11 protein-coding genes are annotated in these 12386 nt (G+C 63.0%); 6 read left to right on the forward strand and 5 right to left on the reverse strand.

Going from position 1 to position 12386, the window contains the following annotated elements; genetic code table 11:
* Positions 1-99 precede the first annotated feature (99 nt).
* Together chrA and IM733_RS07725 are read left to right on the forward strand one after the other, a co-directional pair.
* On the forward strand, positions 100-1470 hold the full coding sequence (chrA, locus tag IM733_RS07720; protein WP_248920306.1) for a chromate efflux transporter: 1371 nt from the start codon (positions 100-102) through the stop codon (positions 1468-1470).
* Positions 1471-1546: 76 nt separating this feature from the next.
* Positions 1547-2854, forward strand: coding sequence for a substrate-binding domain-containing protein (locus tag IM733_RS07725; protein ID WP_248920307.1), 1308 nt, complete (start codon positions 1547-1549; stop codon positions 2852-2854).
* A 5-nt stretch (positions 2855-2859) separates the two neighbouring features.
* Here the strand turns inward: IM733_RS07725 and IM733_RS07730 are convergent, their stop codons facing one another.
* Both IM733_RS07730 and IM733_RS07735 read right to left on the reverse strand, forming a co-directional pair.
* Complete coding sequence (locus tag IM733_RS07730) at positions 2860-4194, reverse strand: ATP-binding protein (protein ID WP_248920308.1); 1335 nt, start codon at positions 4192-4194, stop codon at positions 2860-2862.
* Entirely contained in the window at positions 4191-4904 is a 714-nt protein-coding gene (locus tag IM733_RS07735) for a response regulator (RefSeq protein WP_248920309.1), read from the reverse strand. The genes IM733_RS07730 and IM733_RS07735 overlap by 4 nt, the downstream gene beginning before the upstream one ends.
* 154 nt (positions 4905-5058) lie before the next feature.
* On the opposite strand from IM733_RS07735, the gene IM733_RS07740 reads away from it, so the two are divergent.
* The 3 genes from IM733_RS07740 (at position 5059) to IM733_RS07750 (ending at position 7224) form a co-directional block, all read left to right on the forward strand.
* Entirely contained in the window at positions 5059-5397 is a 339-nt protein-coding gene (locus IM733_RS07740) for a hypothetical protein (protein WP_248920310.1), read from the forward strand.
* Positions 5394-6050, forward strand: coding sequence for a DUF3313 domain-containing protein (locus IM733_RS07745; protein ID WP_248920311.1), 657 nt, complete (start codon positions 5394-5396; stop codon positions 6048-6050). Before IM733_RS07740 ends, IM733_RS07745 begins: the two co-directional genes overlap by 4 nt.
* 160 nt (positions 6051-6210) lie before the next feature.
* Positions 6211-7224 (forward strand): TerC family protein, encoded by a 1014-nt coding sequence (locus IM733_RS07750; protein ID WP_248920312.1) that lies wholly within the window; start codon positions 6211-6213, stop codon positions 7222-7224.
* Positions 7225-7348: 124 nt separating this feature from the next.
* On the opposite strand, the gene IM733_RS07755 is transcribed toward IM733_RS07750, so the two are convergent.
* The gene (locus IM733_RS07755) at positions 7349-7642 is read right to left on the reverse strand and encodes a DUF1330 domain-containing protein (protein WP_248920313.1); all 294 of its coding nucleotides are present in this window, start codon (positions 7640-7642) and stop codon (positions 7349-7351) included.
* A 77-nt stretch (positions 7643-7719) separates the two neighbouring features.
* On the opposite strand from IM733_RS07755, the gene ribBA reads away from it, so the two are divergent.
* Complete coding sequence (gene ribBA / locus IM733_RS07760) at positions 7720-8832, forward strand: bifunctional 3,4-dihydroxy-2-butanone-4-phosphate synthase/GTP cyclohydrolase II (RefSeq protein WP_248920314.1); 1113 nt, start codon at positions 7720-7722, stop codon at positions 8830-8832.
* 107 nt (positions 8833-8939) lie between these two features.
* Here the strand turns inward: ribBA and IM733_RS07765 are convergent, their stop codons facing one another.
* Positions 8940-9338 (reverse strand): hypothetical protein, encoded by a 399-nt coding sequence (locus IM733_RS07765; RefSeq protein ID WP_248920315.1) that lies wholly within the window; start codon positions 9336-9338, stop codon positions 8940-8942.
* Positions 9339-10396: 1058 nt separating this feature from the next.
* Entirely contained in the window at positions 10397-11794 is a 1398-nt protein-coding gene (locus IM733_RS07770; RefSeq protein ID WP_248920316.1) for a PAAR domain-containing protein, read from the reverse strand.
* Between the last annotated feature and the right edge of the window lie 592 nt (positions 11795-12386).

Below are 12386 nucleotides of genomic sequence, written 5' to 3' on the forward strand. Positions count from 1 at the left end.
TGCGCTGGAGCATGGTTGAGTACGGCCGATTGAAATGGAGTGGGGCATGAAGATGCTAATGTGCAGCACCGCGACCCCGAGCAAGTGAGGAACCCCAAGATGGTTGACACCCCCTCCACCGTGAGTGAACAGCCGCCCTCGCAAGCGGCCCGGCAGCCCGTCGGCTTGTTCGAAGCCTTCCTGTTCTGGCTCAAGTTGGGGTTCATCAGCTTTGGCGGGCCCGCCGGGCAGATCGCGATCATGCACCAGGAGCTGGTCGAGCGCCGGCGCTGGCTCAGCGAGAAACGCTTTCTGCATGCGCTGAACTACTGCATGTTGCTGCCTGGCCCTGAGGCCCAGCAGCTCGCCACTTACATCGGCTGGCTCATGCACCGCTCCTGGGGCGGTGTGATTGCCGGCGCCTTGTTCGTGCTGCCTTCGCTGTTCATCCTGATCAGTTTGTCCTGGGTCTACGTCGCTTTCGGCGAGGTGCCCGTAGTGGCCGGGATCTTCTATGGCATCAAGCCGGCCGTCACGGCGATCGTCGTTCACGCGGCCCACCGGATCGGCTCGCGAGCACTGAAGAACGGTGTGCTGTGGGCCATGGCCGGGGCCTCGTTCGTTGCCATCTTCGCCCTCAATGTGCCGTTCCCGGTGATCGTGTTGGTTGCCGCCATCGTTGGCTATGCAGGAGGCCGCCTTGCCCCAGGCAAGTTCGCGATCGGCGGCGGCCATGGGGCTATCAAGGACAGCGTTGGCGGGGCCCTGATCGATGACCACACCCCACCGCCGCCGCATGCCCGTTTCAGCTGGGGGCGCCTGCTGCGTCTGCTGCTGGTCGGTGCCGCGCTCTGGGGCCTGCCCATGGGGCTGCTGACGCTGTCATTCGGCTGGGGCGCAACCCTGACGCAAATGGGCTGGTTCTTCACCAAGGCCGCCCTCTTGACTTTCGGTGGCGCCTACGCGGTATTGCCCTATGTCTACCAGGGCGCTGTCGGGCATTACGGCTGGCTGACACCGCCCCAGATGATCGATGGCCTTGCCTTGGGGGAGACCACGCCAGGCCCCCTGATCATGGTGGTCGCCTTCGTCGGCTTCGTGGGGGGGTATGTGCATCCGATGTTTGGCACCGACCACCCGTTCCTTGCCGGCGCGGTTGCAGCGAGCCTGGTCACCTGGTTCACCTTCCTTCCATCGTTCCTGTTCATCCTCGCCGGTGGCCCGTTGGTGGAGTCGACGCACAACGAGATGAAGTTCACCGCACCGTTGACCGGCATCACGGCGGCGGTTGTGGGGGTGATCCTGAACCTGGCCCTGTTCTTCGGCTACCACGTGCTTTGGCCGCAAGGCTTTGGTGGGGCCTTCGACTGGCCTTCAGCGGTGATCGCAGTTGCTGCAGCCATTGCCCTGTTCCGCTTCAAGCAGGGTGTGATCCAGGTGCTGCTTGCCTGCGCCCTGGCCGGGCTGGCGGTCCACCTGTTGCGCGTGTGATACCCGCAGCCCCGTCATCCAGCTGTCACTCAACTGTCGTAATCTGCGGCGCAACTCCGTGCCAAAGGTCCCCGGCATGCCTCGCCTGATCCCTCTGTTGCTGTGTCTGCTCCCGGTGCTGGCCATGGCCGCCCCCATGCAGTTGCGCATTCAGGGCTCCAACACCATCGGTACCGCACTGGCCCCAGCGCTGGTCAGTGGCCTGCTCAAGGCCCAGGGCGCCAGCTCAATCGTGGTGACGCCTGGGCCCGCGCCCAACGAGACGCTCATCAGCGCCCGGGGCCGCGACAACCAGCCGGTGCGTATCACCATCGCCGCCCATGGCACCCGCACCGGCTTTGCCGCCCTGGCCAGCGGCGAGGCCGACCTGGCGACCGCCTCGCGGCCGATCAGCAATGCCGAAGCGCAGCAGCTGCAGGCCCTGGGGGACATGCGTGGCGCCCGCAGCGAACAGGTCATTGGCCTGGACGGCGTAGCGGTGATCGTCCACCCCGACAACCCGCTTTCACAGCTGAACACCACACAACTGGCGCAGGTTTTTTCCGGGCAGGTCCAGCGTTGGGAGCAACTGGGCGTGCCCGGCGGCGCCATCCACCTGTATGCCCGTGACGACCGCTCCGGCACCTTCGAGACCTTCAAGGCGCAGGTGCTTGACCCTCGGCACGGCGAGCTGTCGCCCCAGGCGCGGCGCTTCGAATCGGCCGACGCGCTGGCCGAGGAGGTCCTGGGCGACCGCCAGGCCATCGGTTTCAGCGGCCTGGCCACGGTGCACGGCACAAAGATGCTGGCAGTGGCCGAGGGCGATGCGCCCGCCCTCCCCCCCAGCCTCGCCCTGGTGGCGAGCGAGGATTACCCGGTGTCGCGTCGCCTGTTTTTCTATCTGCCCGACAATGCCAAGCCCCTGGCCCGGGCGCTCGCCGAGTTCGCCCAGAGCCCCGCCGGCCAGGCCATCGTCGCCGACCAGGGATTCGTCGCCCAGCAGATCAAGGCGTTGCCCGTCCCCGTCCAACCCGGCATGCCGCCGCGCTATCGCGCCCTGGCCAGTGAAGCCCGGCGCCTGACCGTGAACTTCCGTTTCCAGGAAGGCAGCGCCAACCTCGACAACAAGGCCCTGCGTGATGTGCAGCGGGTCGGCGACTACCTGCGCCACGCGGGCAAGTTGCATGAGCAGGCCGTGCTGGTGGGCTTCGGCGACCCCAAGGAAACCCCGGGCCGCGCCGCCCTGCTCTCGCGCCTGCGGGCCATGGCGGTGCGCCGTGAGCTGGCCCGCGCAGGGGTGGCGGTCAAGGATGTGGCGGGGATGGGCGACGAGCTGCCGGTGGCCGGCAACGACCTGGAGCAGGGGCGCTTGCGCAACCGGCGTGTCGAGGTCTGGGTGTACTGACCCGTTCAGCGGTAGTCGGGCAGTTCGACCCGCGCCACCAAGCCTGCGCCATTGCGATTGCGCAAGGTCAACTCGCCCCCCTGTTCACGCACGCTGGCCCGGGCGGCCGACAACCCGAGGCCGACGCCACCGGTGTCGCGATTGCGCGACCCCTCCAGCCGGTAGAACGGATCGAACACACGCTCCAGCGCCTCGTCGGGAATGCCCGGCCCCCGGTCACTGACCTCGATGACGATCAAGTGCGCACTGCGACTCAGCGCGATCTGTGGGTCACGTGCATATTTCACGGCATTTTCCAGCAGGTTGACGATCACCCGCTTGGTCGCCAGCGGGCGGCCGTCATGCACCAGGTGCGCAGGGCCGCTGTACTCGACGGCCACCTGCTGGTCGCGGTAGTCGTCGACGAGGGTCTGCAACAGCTCGGCCAGGTCGTAGGCAGTGCGCTGCTCCAGTTGCGTGCCTTCGCGGAAAAACGCCAGGGCAGCGTTGATCATCGTCTGCATCTCGTCGACATCGCTGACCAGCTTGCGTTGATGGTCGGTATCCTCCATGAACTCGCTGCGCAGGCGCATGCGCGTCAACGGTGCGCGCAGGTCATGGGAGATGGCCGCGAGCAGGTGGGTGCGCTCGCGCAGGAAATGCTGGATCTGCGCCTGCATGGTGTTGAAGGCGATGATCGCCTGGCGGATCTCCTCGGGGCCTTCGACCACGATGGGTGGCGCCTGCAGGTCGCCACCGAAACGCCGTGCCGCGCTGGCGAAGCGCTGCAGCGGGTTGGCCAACTGGCGGGTGGCCCACCAGGCGACCAGCAGGGTCGCCACCAACCCCAGGCCGATGACCACCGCCAGCCGCGCCGTCACGCTCAGGCCCCAGCTGCGCTGCGGCGGCACGAACGACAGCCAGCTGCCGTCGGGCAGCGCAACCAGCGCCGCGTAATGCGCTTCGGTGCTGCCCGCGGGCCAGTCAGCTGGGTTGTACACCTCGATGGCACGCTCAGGCCCCAGCAACTGCTCCAGGGCCGGCACTTGCCGCGAATAGAGCTGCGTACCAGGGCCAGGCAAGCCAAGCTCATCACGCTGAGTGCTCCAGCGCACCTGTAGTGTGGGTGTGCTCGCCGCCTGTGCCAGTTGCAGGCGCAACGATGCCGGCGCGGTCTCGATCACCCGGGTGGTCACGGCGATCTGCTCGAGCAGGCCGGTACGGTCGATGGGCGGCCGCGCCCAGCTGCCGGCCACCTGGACGAACAAGGCATTGAGCGCCAGCGAGGCCAGCAGCGCGATGAAGATGGTCAGGGCGATCCGCCGCCTGAGCGTGTCGCGGCCGAGCAGGCGCCAGATCACGCGCGGGTCACCTTGGCGGTGAACAGGTAGCCGCCGTTGCGCACGGTGCGGATCAGGTCCGGGCGTTTGCTGTCGGGTTCGATCTTGCGCCGTAGCCGGCTGACCTGCACGTCGATGCTGCGATCGAATGCGTCATGGCCATGGCCACGGGTGAGGTCGATCAGTTGCTCGCGGGTGAGGATGCGCTGGGGGTGCTCGAGAAACACCACCAGCAGGTCGAACTCCGCACCCGACAACGGGATCATCACATTCTCGGGCGAACGCAACTCGCGGCAGGTGATATCCAGGCGCCACCCGGCAAAACCGATCACCGGCCGGGCGGCCTCGCCTCGTGGCACCTGCTCGCCAGCGCGACGCTGCACGGCGCGCAGGCGGGCCAGCAGCTCGCGGGGGTCGAAGGGTTTGGTCAGGTAGTCATCGGCGCCCAGTTCCAGGCCGATGATGCGGTCGCTCAGTTCCGCCATGGCGGTAAGCATGATGATCGGCACCCCGAGCTGCGCACGCAGCTTCTGGCACAGGCTCAGGCCACCCTCGCCCGGCATCATCAGGTCGAGGATGATCGCGTCCGGGCACTGCCGCTCGATCGCCGCCCACATCGACTGGCCCTCGGTGGCCAGGTCCACCTCGTAGCCCTGCTGGACGAAGAACTGCTTCAACAGGGCAAGGATTTCCACGTCGTCATCGACGATCAGCAATCTGCTCACGGTCATACCGGTCCAGGAAAAAGGCGTATCTAAAACCATTGCACAGCGCCGGTCATATATTTCAATCGCGCAACATTTCATCACGCCCGACACGTTCCAGACATCACCTGGCAAAAATAGCCCTGCACCCTGCGGGCCTTCAACTACTCGAGGGCTCATCATGACGATCACCGACACCCGCAACTGCATCGACCGCCGCGAAGGCATCGCCCCCCTGGTGCTCAGCGCGCGCACCACGAGCCGTGGGCAAACGGGTTCGCTGCTCGTGCAGCAGGTGAGCCTGGACCTCGCGGACGATCAGAGCCAGATCACCCTGCGCCGTTACTTCGAGCATTACGACCCGCAGTGCGGCGAATGGGTCGAGTACTGCCACAGCGTGCCGACCCGGGACCTCGTCAACTGGCTGATGGCCCACGGGCAACTGCACATCCATGAATCGCGGGACGGCGCCCCCCGTCGGGCCCTGCAAGCAACGCCACATGAAGGCACGCGCCCATGAGCCGCCGCCATCTGCTGGCCGTGGTGCTGACCAGCACCCTTGGCCTGTCGGCGTGCAGCAGCAAGCCGGCGCCGTCCGGGTTTCTCAGCGACTACAGCCTGCTCACCCGGCAGCAGGCGTCATCGGACCAGACCGTGCTCAGCTGGGTCGACCCGCGATGGCCACGGGGCCGCTACATCGAGGTCTACCTGCAACCGAGCCAGTACTATCCCGCGCCGACACCCAGCACGCGCATACCCCAGGCCACCCTCAGCGCCATCAGCCACTACTACGACAAAACGCTGCGCAGCGAGCTGGGCAAAGTGATGACCGTGGTCGACAAGCCCGGCCCCAACACCTTGGTGGTCAGGCCGGCCATCACCCGCGTCAGCGCCGATACCCAGAGCCTGCGCTTCTACGAATGGCTGCCGGTCACCCTGGTGGCGGCGGGGGTCAGCAGCGCCGCGGGTATTCGTGACCGCGACAGCGACATCGCCACCGAGCTGGTCTTCGAGGCGGGCACCAGCGGCCGGGTCATCGCCGAGGCGATGCTCAGCGGCACCGGCACACCGCTGGAAAACGATGCGCAGGCAATGACCGCCGACAACGTCAAGGCCGTGCTCGACGGCTGGGCGGTCGGCTTGCGCCAGGCGTACGTGGCGAACTACCGGTAGTGGACTGCGCTCGAAGCAACGAAATGTAACAGCCTCGTGCAGGCACCTCCGGCATTCACATCTAGTATCAACTCCATGTGATGCCGGGCCCCTCTGACGGTTAGCGCCGCCATGTCGGAATCACTGTTGCCATGCAACGTCGACAATCAAGGAGGGGCTCATGACGGCTCTGCATACATTCCTCACCGATTCATTCCTCGGCACCAGCACCTGGTTGTGGCTGGTGTTCATCGTCATCGTCATCGGCCTGCTGGTGCTCGACCTGGGGGTGCTGCACCGCCAGGAGCGCGAGATCGAGATGCGTGAAAGCCTGCTGCTGTATGCCGGCTACTTCAGCGTCGGCGTGCTGTTCGGCGCGTGGGTCTGGCATGAGCTAGGGGCCCAGGCGGCGCTGGAGTTCTACACCGGTTTCCTGGTCGAGCAGTCGCTGTCGATGGACAACGTGTTCGTCATGGCGTTGATCTTCAGTTTCTTCGCCATCCCCCGCCGCTACCAGCACCGCGTGCTGTTCTGGGGCATCCTCGGCGTGGTGGTGCTGCGGGCGATCATGATCGGCGTGGGCGCGGCGCTGGTGCAGCACTTTGCCTGGGTGCTGTACATCTTCGGCGCCTTCCTGCTGTTCACCGGGGTGAAGATGGCGCTGGCCAGGGACGATGCCCACCCGGACCTGGCCAACAACCCGGTGCTGCGCTTCGTGCGCCGGCACATGCGGGTCACCGAGCAGATCCATGGCCCGCGCTTCTTCGTGCGCCTGACGCCTCCCGGGGCAACCAGTGCGATCCGCTATGCGACGCCGCTGTTCCTGGCCCTGGTGCTGATCGAGCTGGCCGACCTGGTGTTCGCCGTCGACAGCGTGCCGGCGATCTTCGCCATCACCCAGGACCCGTTCATCGTCTACACCTCGAACATTTTCGCCATCCTCGGCCTACGCTCGCTGTATTTCGCCTTGGCGGCCTTGCTGCACCGGTTCATCTACCTCAAGTACGCGCTGGCGATGGTGCTGATCTTCATCGGCTGCAAGATCTTCTACCACGGGCTGGTGGGCAAGGTGCCGGCAGCCTTGTCGCTGGGGGTGACGTTCGGGTTGCTGCTGGGTGGGGTGTTGTTGTCGCTGCTGCGTACCCGTGACAAGAAGCCGGATGCAGTGGACAGCGATGAGGCCAGGCGGTCGTGAACCACCTGGAGCGCATTCGCGGGTGAACCCGCCCCCACCAGCTGAACGCCGAACCTGTAGGAGCGGGTTTACCCGCTATGGGCTGCAAAGCAGCCCCAATTCCACCAGCACGCAGGCTCTGAAGTCAGGGGGCCACCCCCTCGACAATGATCACCCGCGCCTGGGCCACCCCCTGGCGATGCCGGCAGGCCGCCTGGTACAGCTCGGAGCGATAACACGCGACGGCCTGCTCATACGAATCGAACTCGATCACCACGCTACGCTGGGGCGTCACCCCGCCTTCCATCGCCTCGCTGCGCCCACCCCGGGCCAGGAAACGCCCGCCAAACGCGGCGAACGCCGCCGGCGCGCGCTGGGTGTATTGCTGGTACTGCTCGGGGTCGCTGACATCCACATGGGCGATCCAGTAGGCCTTCATTCGTCGTGCTCCTGTTGCAGGGTGAATTATGTATTATGGTATACCATAATTTCACTCAACCACCGTGAGCGTGCAGCATGGCCTTCAACCGCATCGAAGAACTCCTCGACGACTATCGCCAAGGCAGAATGGTCCTGCTGGTGGATGACGAGGACCGGGAAAACGAAGGCGACCTGCTGATCGCCGCCGAGCGCTGCGACGCCCAGGCCATCAACTTCATGGCCCGCGAGGCGCGGGGCCTGATCTGCCTGACCCTGACCGACGAGCACTGCCAGCGCCTGGGCCTCGAGCAGATGGTGCCGAGCAATGGCAGCGTGTTCAGCACCGCCTTCACAGTGTCGATCGAAGCGGCCAGCGGTGTCACCACCGGCATATCCGCCGCCGACCGGGCGCGCACCGTGGCCGCCGCCATGGCGGCTGATGCCCGCCCCGAAGACCTGGTGCAGCCCGGCCACATCTTCCCCTTGCGTGCCCGCGAAGGCGGCGTGCTGACCCGAGCTGGCCATACCGAGGCCGGTTGCGACCTGGCCCGCCTGGCCGGCTTCAGCCCGGCGTCGGTCATCGTCGAGGTGCTCAACGACGACGGCACCATGGCCCGGCGCCCGGACCTGGAAGTGTTCGCCGCCCGCCATGGCATCAAGATCGGCACCATCGCCGACCTGATCCACTACCGCCTGAGCACCGAGCAGACCATCAAGCGCATCGGCGAACGCGAACTGCCCACGGTGCACGGCACCTTTCGCCTGGTCACCTACGAGGACCGCATAGAAGGCGGTGTGCACATGGCCATGGTGATGGGCGATATCCGCCGCGAACAGCCGGCCCTGGTGCGGGTACACGTGATCGACCCGCTGCGCGACCTGGTGGGGGCCGAATATGCCGGGCCGGCCAACTGGACGCTGTGGGCGGCGCTGCAGAAAGTGGCCGAGGAAGGCGCCGGGGTGGTGGTGATCCTGGCCAACCATGAGTCTTCGCAAGCCCTGCTGGAACGGGTGCCGCAGCTCACACAGCCGATGCGACCCTACCAGCGCGGGCAGTCGAAGGTGTATTCGGAGGTCGGCACCGGTGCGCAGATTCTTCAGGACCTGGGCGTGGGCAAGCTGCGCCACCTCGGGCCACCGCTGAAATACGTTGGCCTGGCTGGGTATGAGCTGGAAGTGGTGCAGAGTATTCCGTTCGAGGGCAACTGATATTTGTGGTGCCTGCAATCGCGGGGCAAGCTCACTTCCACAACCTGTGGGAGCTGGCTTGCCCTGCGATTACGCCACCTTGATTCAGATATTGGCAGGGACAACAGCTACCCATGAACGCGATAGAGGCCTACTGCGATGCAGGATAGAAAGAGCCCACCAAGCATCATTACCTCGCCAGCAAACAAGCGCCGCCTGAGGTCTGCTGGAAAATTTCGCAATTCGAGCCTATCGAGCTCGCCGCGCCTGATGTGAATGCTGGACCAAGCGAGAATCCCACTGACCGCCCCCAGCAAAAGCCATCTAGACCCAAAGGCGGTAGTTCCCCAAATGTTTTTCTGAAGTTCAAGCCAACTGCTACTGCGAAGGGCGGTCATGACCCGATCGAAATCACGGCCCCATGCAAGATGGGCAATCAAGGCCATTCCTGCCAGGAAACTTGCAATAGGCCCTAAAAGAAAAATCATCTGATAACCCACCCACCAATTACGCGGATTAGGAATCATTGAGGCATCCATTCGTATATGACCTCCCCCGTGATTTCTCCAATCTCGTTTCCTGATGGACCAAACCATGGGAAGCTCATCCGATGCCGCCCTATATAAATGCTCATAGCTTCCCAGACTGTATCAACATGCAAGCAACAATTAACCAACCTGCACCTAGGAATTCCAGAGAGATCGCCAGCTTCATCCGTCGTCTCAGATAGACAGGGAAACTTTGACTATCCTCAGGGTCTAGCCACCCCTGTCGAAGTGCCAATTTCGGCCACAGCGCAGCCACTGACATGGCACTCACAACTAGGAACCTCGACTTCAGCGTTGACCCCCCATATCTTCACCTCTTCGTACAGACCGCTACTTCGCCGAAAGGAAGTACACATCACTTCGAAGTGACGTTTACTTGCAATGTGCAATAAAATTATGAGCCCTGAAAGCAGGATCAGAAACGGTGCCACCAAGAAAGCAATCCTGTAGGCCAGGGCCCACTCTCTGAAATCAGTCATTCGATGCCTCATAGATCAGCTTCCCTGCCACTTCACCACCTTTACCAAGAGATAATTAGCTGCCACCCACAATGGTTATACCGCAGACTGTTTTACCCCAGAGATCCAATACAACGCCTGACCTGGCCCAATGCATCGCCCCCTTGGCTGCACGCAGGGCTCGCTATGAAAACTACATTTCAAAACCGAAAAATATACATGGACAACAACAATAACACCCCAATAGTAAGGCAATTTATTGCTAATTTAATACGGAATTTCAGGTACTTCGGAAACTCGTCAACATCTCTAGGGTCCAACCATCCTCGGCGAACCCCCAGAGATGGCCAGGTGAATGCCGAACTCATCGCCGATATTATTAATGCCCGAGACCGAAGGGAATGTGTTCCCCATACCCTGATTTCTTCCTCCAGCCCTGAGCTTCTCCCAAAAGCGCAACACATCACTTGAAAATGGCGGGACCCAGCAATTTGGAGCGTTATAAAAATGCCTGTCAACATGAGCAGAAATGGAGTACCCAGCAACACAAGCTTGAGGATATTAGGCCAGCCGCTTATATCAATCATATACGACCTCATAGAGCAACTCCCCAAACTCACCCCCGAAGTACTCACCCGACTTCGCCGCAACCAAAGAAGATCCACCGACCAAGGCTATACCGCAGACTGCTTTACCCCAAGGGCCAAGCCTACATACGGCGTTGGCTGCGTACGACCCTGAAGCAGCTCCCGCTCCAGCGCCTACTACCCCCCCAGAGAAGCTCCCCGTTTCAGTAAAGCGAATTTTCCGGCATTCCTCCGTCTCTCCTGCGCGACAAGCTTCCTGCACCTTCAAATACGACGCAGCTGCTCCCAGCCCTATCGCCACATACCCACCGTATTTCAAATACCGTGCTGTCTTCGCCACTTCATCCAGATGCGTGGCATACCCCGGTATCTGTCCCGCTCCACCAGCCTTTTTCCAGTGGTGCACCAAGCGCTTGGGCGATATCCCAAGGTCACGGCGCAGGGTGTCGTAGGTGCCCAGGTTCAAGCGTTTGTGCAAGAACGAAGTGCTCAACTGCGCACTGAGCTGCTGATACAGCGCCTGGCGCGATGCGAAGAACTCTGGGCTTCTGAGGTGCCCCTGCAAGGCGAACTGACGTTGATGCAGCGCTTCAATGCCTTTGAGAGTGTTCTTGACCTGCCCCAGACCTTTTTCAAGCATGTCTTTGCCCACCCCCATCGAAGTACTTGCACCACTCAGCACACCCGCGATTTCACCGATGTGCTCCATCATGAAATTGGCTTCTTCCTCATCGAGCATCGCCAGCGCTTGACGCGCACGTTCGGCGGCACGCATCAGCTCCGCTTCTTCGCGGGTGCAGGCGGTGGTGTTCCAGGGGTCGCCAATGATGAACATTTCCCCGGCCTTGAACCCTTCGTCGAAGGTCGGGTTCAAGCGCCTCAACCGATTGATCGGCAGCGAAGCCTGGTCCGTGCTCAGGTTTAGCAGCACCCGTTCACCGGACATGCTGCGCGGCACGATGTAGAAGCCGGGTTCGAGCGCAGCCTGCGAAGGCGAGACGCGGCCCGGCGTAGATATCGCGGAAAATGCCTGGGCGTTTTCGGCAGCGGGTGCCGGCCGGGCAACGGGGGTTGCAACACCAGGCGTTCGGTTGTGCAAAGCGTTGTCGTGCAATGGTGCCATCACCCTGTTGCTACCACTCGGACAGCCACAGGTCACCTGCGCGCCATCCATCACCACTGCCTGGCCGTCGGAAGTGAACCAAGGGACACCCTCGACGACTACGCCTGCTTTGCCACACCGCGGGCATCGTGTGGTCACATCCCCAACCCGGAGGACCTTGCGCCCGTCATAGATGTAACTACTACCACTGGCAATGCAGACTGCCCCCGTCGTGGTGACGTCGCCATCGACTGCCTGGCCTTTGCCATCAATATTGGCGCGATTCATGTGCAGGTTCCTTTTGCTTGGGGAAGCTCGGGAACCTAGCAGGTGAATTTGCGTGCGTTGGCTGGGCGGTAGCGGAAGAGACGCTTCCTACATCCAGAGAGGAAGTTTCTGCGATCGAGTCGCGGGACAGGTCAGTGAATACGACAGGCCCTTGGGCGCAAGGCAATGGTTCGAGTGGCGGCGGCCACATGCCTGGCGATGGCCTGGCAGTGCTCTTGAGATCGAGCGCCGCCCGCGCGGCGCATCGCGGATAAATCCGCTCCTACATTCGTTGCAACGTGCCTATGCCTGGCAGGCCATGGTTGTCCGCCTTGTTGGTATGACGCGATCTATCGATTGGCGCTACCGCCCTGTAGGAGCGGATTTATCCGCGATGCGCCGCGCAGGCGGCGCTCGGCCTCAGCGGCGCTGCAACGCCAACGCCGCCCCCCTAGAAGGGTTCTCCGCCATCCGTGGGTAATCCGCTGATGGCCGGTCGCGCCGTCCTCTTGCGAAAAGTTTGGAATACCATAATATGATATCCCGTAGACCTTAAAGACTGCCGGCCACACCTACACTTCAGAAACGGCCACGCATCACCCGTTTGTAGCTG

The sequence above is a fragment of the Pseudomonas entomophila genome (assembly GCF_023277925.1).
GTDB lineage: Bacteria > Pseudomonadota > Gammaproteobacteria > Pseudomonadales > Pseudomonadaceae > Aquipseudomonas > Aquipseudomonas entomophila_D.

Coding starts and splice junctions, on each gene's coding strand:
- chrA (WP_248920306.1), top strand. CDS start 100: ATGGTTGACACCCCCTCCACCGTGAGTGAACAGCCGCCCTCGCAAGCG.
- IM733_RS07725 (WP_248920307.1), top strand. CDS start 1,547: ATGCCTCGCCTGATCCCTCTGTTGCTGTGTCTGCTCCCGGTGCTGGCC.
- IM733_RS07735 (WP_248920309.1), bottom strand. CDS start 4,904: ATGACCGTGAGCAGATTGCTGATCGTCGATGACGACGTGGAAATCCTT.
- IM733_RS07740 (WP_248920310.1), top strand. CDS start 5,059: ATGACGATCACCGACACCCGCAACTGCATCGACCGCCGCGAAGGCATC.
- IM733_RS07745 (WP_248920311.1), top strand. CDS start 5,394: ATGAGCCGCCGCCATCTGCTGGCCGTGGTGCTGACCAGCACCCTTGGC.
- IM733_RS07750 (WP_248920312.1), top strand. CDS start 6,211: ATGACGGCTCTGCATACATTCCTCACCGATTCATTCCTCGGCACCAGC.
- IM733_RS07755 (WP_248920313.1), bottom strand. CDS start 7,642: ATGAAGGCCTACTGGATCGCCCATGTGGATGTCAGCGACCCCGAGCAG.
- ribBA (WP_248920314.1), top strand. CDS start 7,720: ATGGCCTTCAACCGCATCGAAGAACTCCTCGACGACTATCGCCAAGGC.
- IM733_RS07765 (WP_248920315.1), bottom strand. CDS start 9,338: ATGATTCCTAATCCGCGTAATTGGTGGGTGGGTTATCAGATGATTTTT.
- IM733_RS07770 (WP_248920316.1), bottom strand. CDS start 11,794: ATGAATCGCGCCAATATTGATGGCAAAGGCCAGGCAGTCGATGGCGAC.